Below are 18,504 nucleotides of genomic sequence, written 5' to 3'. Positions count from 1 at the left end.
GGTTTGGCGATTGATCAGATCGCACAATCCGGGCTGAGTTCCCTTTCAGTGATCTACTATTCCGCGCAGCTATTTAGTAATGCTGGTCTTCATTGCACGAAAACCTCATTTCGAGAGTCAATGTCTCGATATTGCCAAAGTAAATCAGGTGTTTTTTTAGATGGTTGGTGCTCAGTAGACGATGTCCCTATTTTTAAGGTTGATGGATTCACTACCCTTGAAAGGGGACCATCTCAGTCTGCAGATAAATGGATTCAATCCAGCCGCCATTGGGGATATGAAAGTAAACGAGAACAACAAGTAAAGTCAGATGAGCGTCAGCGTAGCGAAATGGAAGAAAAAGAACGGGTAGTGAGAGAGAAAAACATGGAGGTTGATACTAAAGTTGGTGATTTGATATGTCGAGAGGATTACGAGGCGAAACCTTATCAATATCCTGGGGTTGCATACTACAAAGCATACGTGGAAAAAAAAGAGAAAAATAAACTACAGTTGCGATTGGTTTGGCACGGTGGTGATAGGTTTGTAGTTAACGATATAACTAATGTGAATAATATAATCTGGTCAAGTCCTAAAGGGTGGCGCCATTGCAATTGAATTTATAACACTTCTTTAATAACTAAGCCCGCATGTTCGGGCTGTTTCTTATATTCTCCATTCTGAATGTTCATTTTGAATACCGGGCCGATGTATTCTAAACCTCAATGAGGATAATATGAGTTTTAATGCAAAGGATATGACCCAGGGCGGTCAGATCGCGAGCATGCGCATCCGTATGTTCAGTCAGATCGCCAATATCATCGTATACTGTCTCGTCATTCTCTTCGGCGTCATTGTCGCGATTACGCTGTCGGTTAAACTGACCTGGCAGACGTTCGTGAACGGCATGGTTTATTACTGGTGTCAGACGCTGGCCCCCATGCGCGATATTTTCAAATCCCAGCCTGTCTATACCATCCGTTATTACGGCCATGAGCTGAAGTATAACGCGCAGCAAATAATGCAGGACAAATATATCCAGTGGTGCGCAGACCAGGTCTGGACGGCCTTTATTCTTGCCGCCATCATCGCGGCCGTGGTGTGCGTTATTACCTTCTTTGTCACCACCTGGATTCTGGGCCATCAGGGTAAACAGCAGAGTGAGGACGAGATAACGGGGGGGCGCCAGCTGACTGACGACCCGAAAGCGGTGGCGAAAATGCTCAGGCGCGACGGTCTCGCATCCGACATAAAAATCGGTGAGCTGCCGCTTATCAAGGACTCGGAGATCCAGAACTTCTGTCTGCACGGCACAGTCGGGGCCGGTAAATCAGAAGTTATCCGCCGCCTGATGAACTATGCCCGCCAGCGTGGCGACATGGTCATCGTGTATGACCGTTCCTGTGAGTTCGTCAAAAGCTACTATGATCCGGCCACGGATAAAATCCTTAACCCGCTGGATGCGCGCTGCGCTGCATGGGACCTGTGGCGGGAGTGCCTGACGCAGCCTGACTTCGACAACGTGTCCAACACGCTTATTCCTATGGGCACGAAGGAAGACCCCTTCTGGCAGGGTTCGGGACGTACCATCTTTGCCGAAGCCGCTTATCTGATGCGCAACGACAAGGACCGCAGCTACAGCAAGCTGGTCGACACGCTGCTTTCCATCAAGATTGAGAAGCTGCGCTCGTACCTGAAAAACTCCCCGGCGGCGAACCTGGTGGAAGAGAAAATCGAGAAAACGGCCATCTCCATCCGCGCCGTGCTGACCAACTACGTCAAGGCCATCCGCTACCTGCAGGGCATCGAAAATAACGGCGAGTCATTCACCATACGCGACTGGATGCGCGGCGTGCGTGAGGACGGTAAGAACGGCTGGCTGTTTATCTCCTCCAATGCTGACACCCACGCTTCCCTCAAGCCGGTTATCTCCATGTGGCTGTCCATCGCCATTCGCGGGCTGCTGGCGATGGGTGAAAACCGTAACCGCCGCGTGTGGATCTTCGCCGACGAGCTGCCTACCCTGCACAAGCTGCCGGACCTGGTTGAGATCCTGCCGGAGGCGCGTAAGTTTGGCGGCTGCTACGTCATTGGCATTCAGTCCTACGCCCAGCTGGAAGATATTTATGGGCAGAAGCCTGCGGAAACGCTGTTCGACGTGCTGAACACCCGTGCCTTCTTCCGCTCGCCGTCGCGCAATATCGCTGAGTTCGCCGCCGGTGAAATCGGTGAGAAAGAAATCCTCAAGGCGTCCGAGCAGTATTCCTACGGCGTGGACCCGGTACGCGACGGTACTTCGGTCGGCAAGGACATGGAGCGCGTCACCCTGGTGAGTTACTCCGACGTCCAGACGTTGCCGGATCTCTCCTGCTACGTCACGCTTCCCGGACCTTATCCTGCCGTGAAGATGGCGCTGAAGTATCAGCAGCGTCCAAAGGTGGCTCCGGAATTCATTCCGCGCACCATCGACGGGAAAGCGGAGGAACGCCTGAATGCCGCGCTGGCTGCACGTGAGTATGAATCCCGCAGCATCGCCATGCTCTTTGAACCGGATGCCGATGTTGTCGCGCCAGAGGGCGGTGCGGAGAATGCTGGTCAGCCACAGCAGCCACAGCAGCCACAGCAGCCACAGCAGCCACAGCAGCCACAGCAGCCACAGCAGCCACAGCAGCCACAGCAGCTGGCGCCAGCGCCCCGCGCTGCAGACACCGCATCCGCTTCGGCATCCGTAGCGGGTGCCGCAGGCACTGGCGGCGTGGGGCCTGAGCTGAAGACAAAGGCGGAAGAGGCTGAACAACTGCCGCCTGGCATCAGTGAAAGCGGTGAGGTGGTGGATATGGCGGCATGGGAGGCGTGGCAGGCGGAGCAGGACGAACTGTCTCCTCAGGAGAGGCAGCGTCGTGAAGAAGTGAACATCAACGTTCACCGGGCGCCTGAAAAGGATCTTGAGCCGGGAGGATACATCTGATGATGAGCATCGGATCTGTAAAATCCGCCGGCAGCGCGGGCAATTATTACACCAACAAGGACAACTATTACGTTATCGGCAGTATGGGCGAGCGCTGGGCCGGAAAAGGGGCTGAAGCGCTGGGGCTCAGCGGCGGGGTGGACCAGAAGGTCTTTACGAAGGTTCTGGAGGGACGCCTGCCGGACGGCAGCGACCTCAGCCGGACTCAGGACGGGGCGAACAAACACCGTCCGGGCTACGACTTCACCTTCTCTGCGCCCAAAAGTGTCTCCGTGATGGCCATGCTCGGTGGCGACAAGCGTCTTATTGAGGCCCACAACCGCGCGGTGGAGACCGCCATTAAGCAGATAGAGGCGATGGCCTCCACGCGGGTTATGACGGAGGGCAGGAGCGAGACGCAGCTGACCGGCAACCTGGTGATGGCGCTGTTTAACCACGATACCAGCCGCGACCAGGAGCCGCAGCTGCACACCCACGCGGTGGTGGCCAATGCCACTCAGCATGGCGATGAGTGGCGAACGCTCAGCAGCGACAAAGTGGGTAAAACCGGGTTTATTGAGAATATCTACGCCAACCAGATTGCCTTTGGCCGCCTGTATCGTGCCGCGCTGAAGGATGACGTCGCGGCGATGGGCTATGAGACTGAGACGGTCGGCAAACACGGCATGTGGGAGCTGAAGGGCGTACCGACGGAGCCGTATTCCAGCCGCAGCAGGACCATCAGCGAGGCGGTCGGTGATGACGCGTCCCTGAAGTCCCGCGACGTGGCGGCGCTCGATACCCGCCAGTCGAAGCAGAGGGTTGACCCCGAACAGCGCATGGTCGAGTGGATGCAGACCCTGAAAGAGACGGGGTTTGACATTAAAGCCTACCGTGAGGCGGCAGACCTGCGGGTTGTGCAGGGGAATATTCCCGCAACGACGCCTGAAGCCATTGATATTAACAGCAGCGTCGGGCAGGCCATCGCGATGCTGAGCGACCGGCGGGCGCGGTTCACGTATTCCGAACTGCTGGCCACCACCCTCGGGCAGCTGCCCGCGCGGTCGGGCATGGTGGAGATGGCGCGTGACGGCATCGATGCGGCGATAAAAAATGAGCAGCTCATCCCGCTGGATAAAGAGAAGGGGCTGTTTACCTCGAACATCCACGTGCTGGACGAGCTGTCGGTGTCGGCGATGACCCGCGATTTACAGCGGACGGGGCAGGCTGACATTTTTCCGGATAAAAGCGTGCCCCGCAGCCGGTCATACAGCGATGCCGTGAGCGTTCTGGCCCAGGACCGTCCGCCCGTGGCGATCATTTCGGGTCAGGGCGGGGCGGCCGGTCAGCGTGAGCGCGTGGCGGAGCTGACGATGATGGCGCGCGAACAGGGGCGTGACGTGCAGATTATCGCCGCCGACAGGCGCTCGCGCAGCGCCCTTATGCAGGATGAGCGCCTCAGCGGCGAGCATATCACCGACAGGCGGGAGCTGACGGAGGGCATGACCTTTACGCCCGGCAGCACGCTGATTGTGGATCAGGGGGAGAAGCTGACCCTGAAAGAAACGCTCACGCTGCTCGACGGCGCGCTGCGCCATAACGTCCAGCTGCTGATTGCCGACAGCGGCCAGCGCACCGGGACCGGCAGCGCCCTGACCGTCATGAAGGAAGCGGGAGTGAGCACGCTCGCATGGCAGGGCGGTGAGAAGACGCAGGTCTCGGTTATCAGCGAGCCTGACCGGCGGCAGCGGTATGACCGCCTGGCCGCTGACTTTGCCCGAAGCATCCGCGCAGGTGAACACAGCGTGGCGCAGGTCTCAGGTCCGCGCGAGCAGGCCGTGCTGGCAGGCGCTGTCCGCGAGGCGCTTAAGGCGGAAAAGGTGCTGGGCGAGCGGGAGGTCAGTATCACTACGCTGGAGCCGGTCTGGCTCGACAGCCGCCATCAGCAGGTGCGCGACCACTACCGGGAGGGGATGGTCATGGAGCGCTGGAATGCCGAAGCACGCAGCCGGGAACGCTTTGTCATTGACCGCGTGACGGGCCGCAACAACAGCCTGACGCTGCGTAACGCCCAGGGTGAGACGCGGGTGACCCGCCTGTCTGAACTCAACAGCAGCTGGTCGCTGTACCGCACCGGCACGCTGCAGGTGGCCGAAGGCGACCGTCTGGCAGTGCTGGGTCAGGCGCAGGGGACGCGGCTCAAGGGCGGCGATACGGTGACCGTTAAGGCGCTCGGGGAGGCGGGGCTCGTCGTCAGCCTGCCGGGGCGTAAGGCGGACGTGGTCCTGCCCGCCGGCGACAGCCCGTTTACCGCCGCGAAGGTGGGTCAGGGCTGGGTGGAGTCGCCGGGCCGCTCGGTGAGCGACAGCGCCACGGTCTTTGCCTCGCTGTCGCAGCGCGAGCTGGATAACACCACGCTGAACAAACTGGCGCTCAGCGGCAGGGCGGTGCAGCTCTATTCCGCGCAGACGGCGCAGAAAACGACGGAGAAGCTGTCGCGTCAGTCTGCCTGGAGCGTCGTGTCCGAACAGATTAAGGATGCGGCGGGGCATGACAGGCTCGATGATGCCCTGGCGCACCAGAAGGCCGGGCTGCACACGCCGGAGCAGCAGGCTATCCATCTGGCCATTCCGGTGCTGGAGGGGAACGGCCTGGCGTTCACGAAGCCGCAGCTGATGGCCGCCGCGAAAGAATTTGAGCAGGACAGCCTCAGCCTGCAGGCCATCGAAAAGGAGGCGGACCGGCAGGTGCGCAGCGGCGCCCTGCTGTCGGTGCCGGTATCGCCGGGAAACGGCCTGCAGCTGCTGGTCTCACGCCAGTCGTACAACGCTGAAAAAAGCATTATCCGCCACGTCCTTGAGGGAAAGGAGGCCGTCACCCCGCTGATGGATAAGGTTCCGGACGCGCAGCTGGCGGGCCTGACCGACGGGCAGCGGAACGCCACGCGCATGATACTGGAATCTCCCGACCGCTTTACCCTGGTGCAGGGCTACGCCGGGGTGGGTAAAACGACCCAGTTCCGGGCAGTCATGTCGGCCATCGGCACGCTGCCGGAACGGGAGCAGCCGCGGGTTATCGGCGTGGCCCCCACCCACCGGGCGGTGAGCGAGATGCGAGATGCGGGCGTACCCGAAACGCAGACGCTGGCGGCCTTTATTCACGACACGCAGCAGCAGCTGCGCGGCGGCGAACGACCGGACTTCAGCAACGTCCTGTTTCTCGTGGATGAAAGCTCGATGGTCGGTAACGCCGACATGGCGAAGGCGTACAGCCTGATTGCCGGGGGCGGGGGACGCGCGGTCTCCAGCGGCGATACCGACCAGCTGCAGTCCATTGCCCCGGGCCAGCCCTTCCGCCTGCTGCAGAAGCGCAGCGCCATTGACGTGGCGGTGATGCAGGAGATTGTCCGCCAGACGCCGGAGCTTAAACCTGCCGTCTACAGCCTGATTAACCGCGATATCGGCAGCGCCCTGACGACCATTGAGCGCGTGGCGCCGGCACAGGTGCCGCGCAGGGCGGATGCCTGGCAGCCGGACAGCTCGGTCATGGAGTTCAGCCGCGAACGGGAGGAGGCCATCGCGAAAGCCATGGCGGCCGGTGACCTGCTGCCCGGCGGGGAGCCCGCGACGCTGCTGGAGGCCATCGTGAAGGACTACACGGGGCGTACGCCGGAGGCGCAGGCGCAGACCATCGTTATCACCGCACTGAACGCCGACCGCCGCCAGGTGAACGCCATGATTCATGACGCCCGTCAGGATGCCGGTGAGGTGGGCGAAAAAGAGGTCACGCTGCCGGTCCTTACGCCAGCCAATATCCGCGACGGGGAGCTGAGGCGCATGGCAACGTGGGAGGCGTCCCGCGACAGCCTGGTTCTGCTGGACAGCACGTATTACAGCATTGAGGCGCTGGACGGGGAGGCGCACCTGGTGACGCTGAAGGATACGCAGGGCAACACCCGCAGCCTGTCGCCCGCGCAGGCGGCGACAGAGGGCGTCACGCTCTACCGTCAGGACACCATCACCGTGTCGGAAGGCGACCGGATGCGCTTTTCGAAAAGCGACAACGAGCGGGGCTTCGTGGCCAACAGCGTCTGGTCGGTCAGTGAGATAAAAGGTGACGGTGTCACGCTGTCGGATGGAAAACAGACCCGCACGCTTACGCCATCAGCGGAGCAGGCAGAGCAGCACATCGACCTGGCCTATGCCGTCACCGTTGAAGGCTCACAGGGGGCGAGCGAACCCTTCTCCATTTCCCTGCAGGGCACGGACGGCGGACGTAAGCGGATGGTGAGCTTCGAGTCAGCCTACGTGGCGCTGAGCCGCATGAAGCAGCACGCGCAGGTTTATACCGACAACCGGGATAAGTGGATGGCCGCGATGGAAAAATCGCAGGCGAAAAGTACGGCGCATGACATTCTCGAGCCGCGCGGCGACCGCGCCGTCGCGAATGCCGCCCGCCTGACGGCGACGGCTAAAGCGCTGGGTGAGGTGCCTGCCGGTCGCGCCGCGCTGCGCCAGGCCGGGCTGCAGCCTGAGGGCTCGATGGCGAAATTTATCTCGCCGGGGCGTAAATACCCGCAGCCGCACGTGGCGCTGCCCGCTTTTGACCGCAACGGCAGGCTGGCGGGCGTCTGGCTGAGCGCCCTGACCTCCGGAGACGGGCAGCTTAAGGGGCTCGCTGGTGAAGGCCGGGTGATGGGCAGCGGGGACGCGGCGTTTGCGGGTCTGCAGGCCAGCCGTAACGGCGAGTCGCTGCTGGCGCGGGATATGGAAGAGGGCGTGCGGCTCGCGAGGGAGAATCCGCAGAGCGGCGTGGTGGTGCGGCTCGAAGGCGAGGCGCGACCGTGGAACCCCGGCGCCATTACCGGCGGTCGGGTCTGGGCCGACAGCCTGCCCGACAGCACCGGTACGCAGCCCGGAGAGACTGTTCCGCCGGAGGTACTGGCGCAGCAGGCCCGGGAGGCTGAGGTGCAGCGGGAGCTGGATAAGCGTGCTGAAGAGGCGGTCCGCGAGATGGCCCGCAGCGGCGACGGGCCGGCCGGTGGGGCTGACGTTGCCGTCCGGGATGTGGTGCGGGATATGGAGCGGATAAAAGAAACGCCGGCATCTCCCCTCACGCTGCCGGATGCGCCGGAAGAACGCCGCCGGGATGAGGCGGTGTCTCAGGTGGTGCGTGAGAACGTGCAGCGGGACCGCCTGCAGCAGATGGAGCGCGAAACGGTGCGAGACCTTGAGCGTGAAAAGACCCTGGGAGGCGACTGATATGCGCGCTGAAAACCATCCGCTGTTCCCTCTTGTGGTGGTGGCCGACTGCTGGCTGCAGCGTCTGCTTGTGTGGACGCCGGGCCAGACTGACCTTATCAAAACCGTGGCGCTGCTCCTGATGGTGGTCGACCACATCAGCATGTTGTGCGGACTGGATAATGACTGGCTGCGTCTTGCCGGTAGGGGAGCGTTTCCGCTCTTTGGCCTGGTCTGGGCCATGAACCTCGCCCGCCATCCGCAGATTCAGCAGCGCGCCCTGAACCGGCTCTGGATATGGGCGGGTGTGGCGCAGGGTGGCTGGATACTGGCCGGGCTTCGCCCGGACCTGGGCAATATCCTGTTTGCCTTTGCGGTTAGTGGACAGGCGCTGGCGCTGATGCAGCAGCACGGGCCGCGCGCGTGGCCGCTGTCCCTGATGCTGGTTCTAGCCTGGCTGCCGTTTTCGGCGGGAAGCTACGGGCTGGCGGGGGTAGTCATGCTGATGCTGGCCTGCGGCGTCTGTATGACGGGCCGGCGCACCACGCGCACGGGGCTGGCGCTGTGTCTGGCGCTGGCCATACTCGCGCTGAATGCCGCTGACAGCCCCGCTTTTGCCATCGCGGGTCTGGTGATACCCGGCGTTACCCTGACGGTGCTGAGCCGGACCTGCTGCCGCGTGCCGCGCTTCTGGCCCCGCGAATTTTTCCCGCTGTTCTACGCGGTGCACCTGGCCGTCATCGGACTGATGGTGATGTGATATCTGCCGTGTCAGAATAAGGTCACTCAGGGGAATACACGTGAAACAGATTTATCCGGAGGCAGGATGAAAGAGCAGGGGCGCCCCACGCTGACGCTGCGCCGTAAGACGGAGCCAGAAGGTCAGCGTGCCGTAAACAACAGTGAACCGGACGGTGCGGGACCGGGCCGGGTCACGCGTAAAAAGACCGTGGTGGTGAACACGACCCCAGCCTGGAAGGTCAGGAAACAGGCGGTGGATGAGAGCGCGAAAAAGGCGCAGGCGGACGAGAAGGCTGCCAGAAAAGCAGAGAAAGCCCGGCTGTGGGCAGTGCAACAGGCGCAGGAACGGGAGGCCATGCGGGCGGCCAGGCGCAAGCCTGCACCTGAACCGGTGTACCGGAAGGTTATGCCGCTTGCGGACGCGCTCGTGCTCCTGGAGCGTTGCTGGCCGGCCCTCGTTACGGACGGCCAGCCGCAGCTCCTGGCGGTCAACATCCGGGAGGCGATGGTCAATGACATTCGCCGGCGCGGGCTGGAGGTTTCCGTGAAGACGCTGAAACGCTGCCTTGCCGCAGTCACCCGCTCGGATGCGTATCTGGGCGCCATGACGGTGGGCGCGTGGCGTAAAAACCTTGCCGGACAACCGGTCGCACCGGTGAGCGAGGAGGAGGCGGCGTATGCCGTGGAGCGCAGGGCTCAGGAGCATGCTAAACGACAGCGCAGGGCGGCCAGAAGCGTCGCCACCCGTGCACGGAACGAACTGATAACAACCGAGAAGAGAAAAACAAAGGATGAACATGAATAAAACCCTTTCAGTCATGCTTGCCGCAGGCCTTCTGGTCTCCGGCGTGGCGGGGGCAGCAGAGAAACCTGCCGTTGCCTTTACCCCGGAGCAGGAAGCCCGCATTGGTGAAATCGCGAAAGACTACCTGCTGGCTCATCCGGAAGTGCTGGTTGAGGTCAGCCAGAAGCTGCAGGCCCAACAGCAGGAGAAGCAGCAGCAGGCGATGACGGCCGCCGTGGTTCAGAATCAGGCAGCGCTGCTGAACGATAAAGGCACACCATCATATGGTCCTGCTGATGCGAAAGTGACGGTCGTTGAATTCTTTGATTACCAGTGCATCTACTGTGCCCGCCTGGCGCCGGAACTGGAGAAGGTAATAAAAGCTAACCCGGACGTGCGCTTTGTGTTCAAGGAATTCCCGATATTTGGCCAGCGCTGGCCGGCGTCGCTCAGTGCGGCGAAAACCGGGCTTCAGATCTGGAAGCAGAAGGGGGCCGATGCTTACCTTAACTATCACAACGCGATTTACGCCACCGGCCACAACGAGGGTAAGCTGACCGATGCTGATATCAGCGCGGCCGCAAAAGCCGTGAAGTTCGATGCGAAAACAGCCCCAGATGTTCAGGGAACCCTGGATGGTATAAACACACTTGCGCAGCAGCTGGGCTTCAGCGGTACCCCGGCCCTGGTGGTTCTCCCGTCAGCCGGCGCCAGTGCTGATAACGTGACGGTTATCCCTGGATACACCAGCGCGGAGGCCCTGCAGCAGGCCATCAGTCATGCTGCCCATGCTGCCGGCGATACCAAAAAATAATCAGGCGTCCGCCACCTGATACCGCTAAAAGAGACTGACGCCTTCGCCGTGCTCAGTTGTCCAACCCCGGAGAAGGGTAAAAGCAAGTTTTCCCCGTCTCCGGCGTTTCTGGTTAACACATCCGAACAGTATTTCTGAGGTTATTTAATGCGTAAGTTCACCTTTCGCCAGCTGGCCATGTCCGGTCTGGTATGCCTTTCGCTGAGCTGTATTCAGCCCGCAGCTGCTGCTCCCTCCGTTCAGGTCGGCTTTTCACCTGAAGGCAGCGCGTTGAAGCTGGTCCTTAAGACTATTGAGTCAGCACAGCAGGAAATTCGGCTGATGGGCTACTCATTTACGTCTCCGGAGGTGGTTAGTGCGCTTGTCAGGGCAAAACGCCGTGGTGTGGACGTAAGAATAGTGCTCGATGAAAAGGGTAACCGGAGCAAAGCCAGCCAGGCGGCGATGAACATCGTGGTAAACGCGGGAATTCCGCTGCGCACCAACGGTCGCTACGCCATCATGCATGACAAAGTCATTATTGTTGATAATCATGCAGTTGAGGCTGGTAGCTTTAACTACACTCGCTCTGCTGCATCGAGGAATAGCGAGAATGTGCTGGTTATTAATGAGGTGCCGGAAGTGGCACAAACCTACCTTCAGCACTGGCAGTCGCGCTGGGACGGAGGAACTGAGTGGCATTCTTCATACTAAGTCGCATCGTCATTTGATCCGCAATCTACATCCATCCAGGTGAGTCATGCGCCAACATGGCTCACACTTACGCGTAAAGTTAAGTCGCTGATTTCAGATATCTGTAGTATTCTCTGCAAACGATCCAAGTTTGATCCTTGAGGAGGCAGAGATGTCGCAGATCGATAATGCAGTAACTTCCTCATCGAAAGAAAAGCGTTCTTACCGAAAAGGTAATCCGATGACTGCTTCTGAGAAGCAGTTAGCGGCTGTAGCTCGAAAACGAATTACACATAAAGAAGTGAAAGTCTTTATCCGTAACCCTCTTAAAGATCGCATGATTGCGCTGTGTGATCAGGAAGGGATAACTCAGGCCCAGTTCATTGAAAAACTCATCGAGCGAGAACTGAGTGAGCAGGGACTGTTGAAGTAAAGGCTTTACTTTTTGATGTTCAGTGCTAGATTACTGATCGTTTAAAGAATTTTGGCTGGCCACGCCGTAAGGTGGCAGGGAACTGGTTCTGCTGAGGTGTCTACCCGGAACCAGAAAAGACAAAACCCCGATAATCTTTCAATGTTTGGCGACGTAGAAGATTACCGGGGCTTACCTAAACTGTATAGAAGCTGTTGCTCTATGCAGGGAGTATAGTTTTATGCTCAGAAAACTGCAATACCTGTTTCTGTGCCATTTACTCCTACCGTGCAACATAAGTGCGGGAAGGTGTGACTGACGCTCAGACCCTGTTCTCCCATTATCGTCAGGTCAAAAACCCGAATCCGGTATTCACGCCGCGAGAGGGGAAAAAGACCCTGCCGTTCTGTCGTAAGCTGATGGCGAAAGCCGAAGGCTTCACGTCCCGTTTTGATTTTGCTGTCCATGTGGCGCGTATGCGCTCAGAAGGTAAACGCAAACGTATGCCACCGTTGTTGCGTCGTCGGTCCATTGATGCACTGCTGCAGGGGATGTGTTTCCATCATGACCCGCTGGCCAATCGTGTACAGCGTTCCATCACCAATCTGGCCATCGAGTGCGGGCTGGCCACGGAATCGAAAAATGGCAACCTGTCCATCACCCGCGCCACGCGGGCGCTGAAGTTTATGGCGGAGCTGGGGCTGATTACCTACCAGACGGAATATGACCCGCAGATTGGCTGCAACATCCCGACCGATATTACCTTCACGCCGGCGCTGTTCTCCGCGCTCGACGTCTCTGACGTGGCTGTGGTGGCCGCCCGCCGCAGCCGCGTTGAATGGGAAAATCAGCAGCGCAAAAAGCAGAACCTGAAGCCGCTGGAGATGGACGAGCTGATAGCGAAGTCCTGGCGCTTTGTGCGCGAACGCTTCCGCAGCTACCAGTCCGAACGTAAACAACATGGTCTGAAACGCGCCCGTGCACGGCGTGATGCGGACAGAACCCGTAAGGACATTGTAACCCTGGTGAAACAACAGCTGACGCGGGAATACGCCAGCGGGCGATTCACCGGCGGTCTTGATGCCATGAAGCGGGAGCTGGAGCGCCGCGTGAAAGAGCGCATGCTAATGTCGCGTGGCAACAACTACACGCGGCTGGCCACCGTCCCCATATAACCCTTCCTGTGTGAAAAATCCGGCTGGCGCCGGAGGGTTTCGCACGTCTGCTGCTCCTGGCTGACGGTTTTCTGCACGAAATGACGACCGTCCTTCCTGACATTCACCCCATTTCGCCATCAGAATGGCCAGAAATTGCATCAGAGTGGCCACATCTGGTCGGCAGATTCAGTTACCCACAAATAACTGCAAGGGACCTTTCCATAAGGTTACAACCGTTATGCTTACAGAGCGCCAGCCGAAGTAATTTCAAAGTGCGTGGTTTCTTTTAAAAACCTGCTCTGTACTTCTTTTAAATAACTTTTATTCCATTCATATAAATATATAACCTGTTCGTCGCCTGGCCTGTGGACAGGCTCCTGATAATGCCCGCCCTTGCAGCGGACTATGTCCGCGCCGGTTCGGCAACTACTGGAGTAGCTCCCATCGCTACGCGACGGGCCCCAACAGCACATATAGTTACAACATTCAAAATACTCACTCAAAAGCAGGAACAGTGCCTGCCTGAACCCTCACAGCCCCTCCCCACCACTGAAAAGCGAGGCCGCTCCGGCCCAAAGGGCCGGAACAACATCGCTTTTAATGATGGATGTTGTAACTAGGATTCTGAGTAACTGTAAGTAGTATCGCTGACCGTTATTGAGTACACGCCCGTAAGCGGCCCTGACGGCCCGCTAACGCGGAGATACGCCCCGACTACGGCTTCGCCTTGTCGTGACCACTCCGACAGCGCACACAAGCTTCTGTATCGCTTTTAGCGGGTTTTGGTCTGGCAGGGAGAAGGGATAGATTGGTGGAACCTATCAACAATGTAACCGGCTCCGCCGGGCTACGGCGCCATTCACTCACTGAGCCATATTCAACACCCGCTGGCGCCTCCATGACGCTTCGCGTCATTCAGTGGACCGGCTGCGCACTGCTCGCCAGTCCGGTAAGCATGTGATATAAACAGTTATGTTTATAAACACTTCTGTGGATATCGTTATGCTGCTGACCGACTACATTGACAGCGTGTACGGAACGGCGCGCGGAAACCGGGCGCGTTTCCTGAAGGACAATCCGGATATCCTTCCCCAGGAGCTGAGCCGCTGGCTTAAGGCAGGCCTGAAAATCAGACCAGAGACCGGCGAAATCTACAAGCCCGTATCACGCCGCGTCAGAATACCGTCAGCGGTGGCAGCCGGGGCGGGCGTCTTTCTCTCTGACGACCTGCGTGAACGTGTTGCGTCACTGGCCACCGCGCAGAACGTGACAAGTGATGCCATGCTGAATGCCCTGGTGGAGCGCGAGGAACTGTGTCGTAAACTGTCCCTTCAGACGGAGAATGGTGACGCCGTACCGGAACAGCAGATTGCCGGCATTGTCAGCCGGTCCTTTTCAGCGCTGTCTGAGCGCAGTGAAACCGGGGCCTGGCACAGGGCGCTGGAGGTGCTGGTCCGGGAACTGACGGAATCTGGCCTGCTGTCATTCCATACCGGTAATATTGCCGAGAGCCGCCGCCTGAACATCCCCCGCACCGCGTATTACTGGTACGGCGGTTTCGTGGCAAAACGCGTGGCCATGATGCTGGGCTGCTACGATATCTACCTGTGGAACGAAATGATGCGCCCGGACAGCGATGTGGTCTTTGTGGGGGATGCGCGCAACGTCGTCGCCTGCTACTTCATCTGCCAGCAGATGTGCCGCCTGCTGAAAGCCGTGCGGCTGAGCTGGCGTAAGCAGCAGGGCGCGTGGGGGAGTCGGGCTGAGCTGGATGAGGCTGCGCACCGGTATACGCAGCGGCTGGCGGAGGGGATAATGGATAACGGTATTTTTATTGGTGGCGACGAGCAGAACTCTTACCGGCTGTACGATTATGCGGAAAAACATTATGCATGGGCCATGCGCTGAGCGGATGCAGACGGTTCCGGATGCCACTTTGTTGCTGTTCCGGTTAAAATACTCTCAGTATGACAGTAAGCGGGAACCCGACAGAATTTTGTGGACAGAATAAAGAAGGAAAAGAGCACTCAGTGACGTTGACAGAAAAATCGGGCCATCTGGCATGGTGTGCCCTGGTGGCGCTTGCGCTGGCCAGACAGAACGGCGATGCGCTGTCACCGGCACAGGAAAATCTCTTTCTCACCCGCTGGCTGGCGGCCGCGCTGAAGCAACGGCGTTTTTCGCGTGATGTGGCGCCCGATATCGAGTGGCTTCTGAAACAGGGACGCCAGCTGGGCGTCAGCGCGAAGCTGGCCAGCAAGCTGAATTACCTCTGGCGCTCCTGCACCGGCGAACTGTCTGAGCAAAACGACCTGTTCCGGCTGACGTATGCCCTGGAAACCGCGAAAGACATGAGCTGGAATTACCGCCTGTTGAGCGATCGGGAATGGTCAGGTCGGTATGCCGTTGCGCTGAACGCCGGCGTGAACGGCATTTATCTCTCGCGGACTAACCTCGACGCGGCGTTTGACGACGATGGGCGACAGATAAATCCGCTGCTGACGCGCCTGACCGGTAATGTCGGGGGCGTGGTAAAGCTGTTTAACCGGTGTGGCTGGCAGGCAGAGTCAGCACAGGATGCCTCCCTGCCACACCAGTTTATGTTGGTAGCCTGCCGGGATGCCGGATAGGTTATCCTGATTACATATGTAATACATTTGTAATCAATCATTAATCACCAAAGCCGCAACACAAGGTGAAGGTATATTGGTTGTAATATACACATGAGGCCACGATAATGTAGTTAAGGATGCAGCAGACTGGTTAATCCAGACATCCCGCTACCAGCGTTCGCTGGTCAGGCCTGGTCCGGTAAAGGCGCTTCTGAATACCAGATATATTTCTGGCGAAACCCACCTCAAGGTGGGTTTTGTTATGTATGAGCGTGATAGTTATTTTTTTTGATATCTTGAATACAAATGCAATACGTTTGTATTTCTTTTATAAAAGACGCTTTCGGGCCGTTTCATAGGCTTTTTCGTCTTCCCGTTTACCTACTGCGACCACCCATATAACAATCTCGTCATCGATAACCTTGTAAATCAAACGAAAACCAGATGCTCTCAGCTTTATTTTAAAGCAGCCAGCCAGATCACCATGCAGTCGGGCTGATTCCACATAAGGATTTTGCTGAAGCTTTTTTAGCTTCTTTTTGAATTGCTCACGGATCGTCTTTTCGAGCTTATTCCATTCCTTAAACGCCCTTTCGTCAAATTCAACATTAAAGGTCATCAACGTTAACCCTGATCCGTCTTGCCGGATTTTTCAGTCTTTCCCGAACCACTGCCAGAATATCAGCGTCTTCATCATCTTCGCTCACCATCACTGAGACTTCAGCAAAGGGGAGTTTTTCGTTCTCTGCGACATACCGCAGGAACAGACGAAGTGCGTCTGAAGGCGACAGATTCAGTTTTTCAAAGGCCTGATAGGCGTCTTTTTTCAGTTCGTCATCAACGCGGATTTGAATTGTGCTCATTGCTCGTACTCCGGTTATATCGTGTACAGTTATTATACAAGCACTACAAATGTAATTACAAGTGTGGTGCGTTTTTTACTAACCAGCAAGTAATGGCCACCACCCTTTTTTGACGGCAGAACACTAAATGAATGACTTGTGTAATACACAAGTATTCTATTTTCGTGTCAGAAGATGGCTGTAATCACGGTGATCCAGCGAAAAAGTGACACCCAGCTGTGGCGCCACGTCCAGCGCAAAAACCTTCAGATACACCTCCGTACTTTCATAGCGTTCATGCCCCATATAGGCCTGGACGACTTTCGGCGGCACGTGGTTGAAAAACAGATGCATGGCAAAACTGTGCCGCAGAGTTTTTGGATTGATGGCCGGGAGCGCAAATTCAATCCCCTCCTCCCGGGCTCTGTCGATCGCCTGTTGCATCCACAGCCAGGCTGTTTTCCTGCTGACGGCAAACAAGGGGCGTCGTCGGCCGGTTCTGAACGTGGCCAGATAGCGGCGAAGCTGATCGACATATGCGGCATCGAGCAGCGGCACTATCCGGGCTATCTTCTCATCCGCTGACGGTCGTCCCCTTCCCCGCTGGCGTTGTTTCAGTGTGCGTAACCGGATGCAGGGGCGTGGACCATCAAGTTGCAAATCCTCGGGTGTGATGGTCAGGGCTTCAGTAATACGGGCTCCGGTATTTCACAGTGTGGCAAAGAGCATACGCTGGCGCTCATCCGGCAGATAATGCAGTAATACGGCAACTTCGGGCGCCAGCAGATATTTAGGGAGATATGGCTGCAGCAGCGCCATACCACGCAGCGCGATGGCTGTTTCATAGTTCGTCGCAGGGACAGGGCTGTTGCCCGCTATCATCAGCATTCTTCCCTCCCCCCTTTCACTTGGTGTAATACAGTTAAAATACAAATGTAATCCTTATGAATTACACAAATACCCTCTCAGACCAGTTAAATCGCACCCATGTTTTTCGCCTCAGCCATAAACGTCCCGTGATGGCTTTCTGGGACGACGACCGGGATTGTTCTGCGGTTGTACAGCTGCATCAGCAACAATGTGCGATGGCGGCCGTCCGATACGCCAGAGTGTGTGACTGAAACCTGCGGGTATTCAACTGTGCCTTTCGCGATGTAGGTTTTGATCCTGTGCCACCGGCGCGGGTCAATGCAGAATGCACCGTCACCAAGAACGCTGAGAAAGGCCAGTCCGTCTACTTCAACAATCTTCGTCGGCTGATGGCGAAGCGGCTGCGGCAGATAAAACTGCAGGTCCTCAAAAGCCGGGAACGTGAGGCCCGACTCGTCCCGGGGGATGGCCTCAAAGGACGTAAAGGGATACTTCGTCATATAGGTCTGCATAAAGGTGTCCAGGTCTGTCTCAATCCTGGAGAACCATTCTGGTTCAGGTAAAAACGCTTTATCCCGCTCCCGCATCTCTCTGATGCTGTCGCCGAACAGGTCTTCAAGGCTGATGTTAACCTCCATGCTGCACTCCTGTTGCTGAATAAAAACAAAACCACGGCCCGGCAGGAACAACAACATGGGTATCCCGGGGTGGGGAGGTATCATTTTTTGTGTAATTCATTTGTATTACACAGGTGCGCTGTGCAAATTCTGTCGGGTAATACCCCTGCCAGTTATAAATTATTCGCGTAGCGTAATCCCGGCTTTCGTACTTATTCTGACACCTCCGTAGCCCTTATGCCACGGGAATAATTCGCCGCAGCCGTTTCCGTGAGGTAACAAAAATCGAAATATTCGTGTTCTGATACCTGGGTATTTTCAGCCAGGTGCCGGGAGAGTCGGAGAAAAAATGCCCTGTTCTGCCGTGGAACCGGACAGGGTGCGGGCCGGAAGCGAAAAGTTGCCTGAGGCAGGCCGGTGAAACACTCTGCCTGTTTCGTTACATCGACGGGAATGAATGCGTTCAGGCGAAAAAAAAACCGCCTTCAGAGGCGGTTTTTGAAAGGTATGGCCCTAACCAGTCCGGGACAAAACCACAGTCAAGCAGGAGAGAGCCGTTTTTTTCGGTACGATACGCCGCAGGTTCTGCAACGTATTCAAATGCGCTAATATACGGTAATTATAACACTACACAGAAAGGACGCAACAGCATGAGGATTGATGTTCGCCTGAGACGTAACGGCCTTTCCCCACGTCAGTTATTTTTCATTGAATGCTGGGGAAGTCTTGCGCATAAAGAAAGGGAAGGTGCGAATAAGCAGGTCATTTCTTCCCAAGCTGACTCGCTGATTAAAATTTCGCGGATCTGGGCCGATTT

15 protein-coding genes and 2 pseudogenes are annotated in these 18,504 nt (G+C 57.5%); 13 read left to right on the top strand and 4 right to left on the bottom strand.

What is annotated here, in order from left to right:
• The 13 genes and pseudogenes from QMN38_RS25445 to QMN38_RS25385 all read left to right on the top strand — a co-directional run.
• A pseudogene (locus QMN38_RS25445) lies at positions 1–597 on the top strand (hypothetical protein); the annotation flags it as partial.
• 118 nt (positions 598–715) lie between these two features.
• Entirely contained in the window at positions 716–2,947 is a 2,232-nt protein-coding gene (traD, locus tag QMN38_RS25440; RefSeq protein ID WP_058654345.1) for a type IV conjugative transfer system coupling protein TraD, read from the top strand.
• The gene (gene traI / locus QMN38_RS25435; protein WP_323579300.1) at positions 2,947–8,187 is read left to right on the top strand and encodes a conjugative transfer relaxase/helicase TraI; all 5,241 of its coding nucleotides are present in this window, start codon (positions 2,947–2,949) and stop codon (positions 8,185–8,187) included. The genes traD and traI overlap by 1 nt, the downstream gene beginning before the upstream one ends.
• Before the next feature lies 1 nt (position 8,188).
• Entirely contained in the window at positions 8,189–8,926 is a 738-nt protein-coding gene (gene traX / locus QMN38_RS25430) for a type-F conjugative transfer system pilin acetylase TraX (RefSeq protein ID WP_032637311.1), read from the top strand.
• Between the two features lie 66 nt (positions 8,927–8,992).
• Positions 8,993–9,712 carry a fertility inhibition protein FinO gene (locus QMN38_RS25425; protein WP_032637314.1) on the top strand — a complete coding sequence of 240 codons (720 nt, stop codon included), beginning with the start codon at positions 8,993–8,995 and terminating at the stop codon, positions 9,710–9,712.
• The gene (locus QMN38_RS25420) at positions 9,705–10,505 is read left to right on the top strand and encodes a DsbA family protein (RefSeq protein WP_064756661.1); all 801 of its coding nucleotides are present in this window, start codon (positions 9,705–9,707) and stop codon (positions 10,503–10,505) included. Before QMN38_RS25425 ends, QMN38_RS25420 begins: the two co-directional genes overlap by 8 nt.
• 147 nt (positions 10,506–10,652) lie before the next feature.
• The gene (locus tag QMN38_RS25415) at positions 10,653–11,198 is read left to right on the top strand and encodes a phospholipase D family nuclease (RefSeq protein WP_032637316.1); all 546 of its coding nucleotides are present in this window, start codon (positions 10,653–10,655) and stop codon (positions 11,196–11,198) included.
• A 151-nt stretch (positions 11,199–11,349) separates the two neighbouring features.
• Entirely contained in the window at positions 11,350–11,610 is a 261-nt protein-coding gene (locus QMN38_RS25410) for a replication regulatory protein RepA (RefSeq protein WP_032637318.1), read from the top strand.
• Between the two features lie 220 nt (positions 11,611–11,830).
• Positions 11,831–11,908, top strand: coding sequence for a RepA leader peptide Tap (gene tap / locus QMN38_RS25405; RefSeq protein ID WP_032489431.1), 78 nt, complete (start codon positions 11,831–11,833; stop codon positions 11,906–11,908).
• Complete coding sequence (repA, locus tag QMN38_RS25400) at positions 11,889–12,764, top strand: incFII family plasmid replication initiator RepA (protein WP_087855414.1); 876 nt, start codon at positions 11,889–11,891, stop codon at positions 12,762–12,764. Before tap ends, repA begins: the two co-directional genes overlap by 20 nt.
• A gap of 793 nt (positions 12,765–13,557) precedes the next feature.
• Positions 13,558–13,707: a hypothetical protein gene (locus tag QMN38_RS25395; RefSeq protein WP_220709949.1), complete on the top strand. Its 150-nt coding sequence runs from the start codon at positions 13,558–13,560 to the stop codon at positions 13,705–13,707.
• 11 nt (positions 13,708–13,718) lie between these two features.
• The gene (locus QMN38_RS25390; protein ID WP_230202656.1) at positions 13,719–14,654 is read left to right on the top strand and encodes a hypothetical protein; all 936 of its coding nucleotides are present in this window, start codon (positions 13,719–13,721) and stop codon (positions 14,652–14,654) included.
• Positions 14,655–14,776: 122 nt separating this feature from the next.
• Positions 14,777–15,376: a DUF2913 family protein gene (locus QMN38_RS25385; protein WP_032637323.1), complete on the top strand. Its 600-nt coding sequence runs from the start codon at positions 14,777–14,779 to the stop codon at positions 15,374–15,376.
• A 310-nt stretch (positions 15,377–15,686) separates the two neighbouring features.
• Here QMN38_RS25385 and QMN38_RS25380 read toward each other — a convergent pair whose 3' ends face one another.
• The 4 genes and pseudogenes from QMN38_RS25380 to QMN38_RS25365 form a co-directional block, all read right to left on the bottom strand.
• On the bottom strand, positions 15,687–15,977 hold the full coding sequence (locus QMN38_RS25380; RefSeq protein WP_000143805.1) for a type II toxin-antitoxin system RelE family toxin: 291 nt from the start codon (positions 15,975–15,977) through the stop codon (positions 15,687–15,689).
• A complete protein-coding gene (locus QMN38_RS25375) occupies positions 15,967–16,221 on the bottom strand; it encodes a type II toxin-antitoxin system RelB/DinJ family antitoxin (protein WP_000104338.1) in 255 nt (84 codons plus the stop codon). The genes QMN38_RS25380 and QMN38_RS25375 overlap by 11 nt, the downstream gene beginning before the upstream one ends.
• 156 nt (positions 16,222–16,377) lie before the next feature.
• Positions 16,378–17,088, bottom strand: a pseudogene (locus QMN38_RS25370) (tyrosine-type recombinase/integrase).
• A gap of 86 nt (positions 17,089–17,174) precedes the next feature.
• Positions 17,175–17,708: a hypothetical protein gene (locus QMN38_RS25365; protein WP_256737193.1), complete on the bottom strand. Its 534-nt coding sequence runs from the start codon at positions 17,706–17,708 to the stop codon at positions 17,175–17,177.
• Positions 17,709–18,504: the final 796 nt, after the last annotated feature.

This window comes from Citrobacter sp. R-1.5.2, assembly GCF_035064245.1.
GTDB lineage: Bacteria > Pseudomonadota > Gammaproteobacteria > Enterobacterales > Enterobacteriaceae > Citrobacter.
The sequence above is the reverse complement of the archived record's forward strand: the minus strand, read 5'-3'. Positions and strand labels throughout refer to the sequence as shown.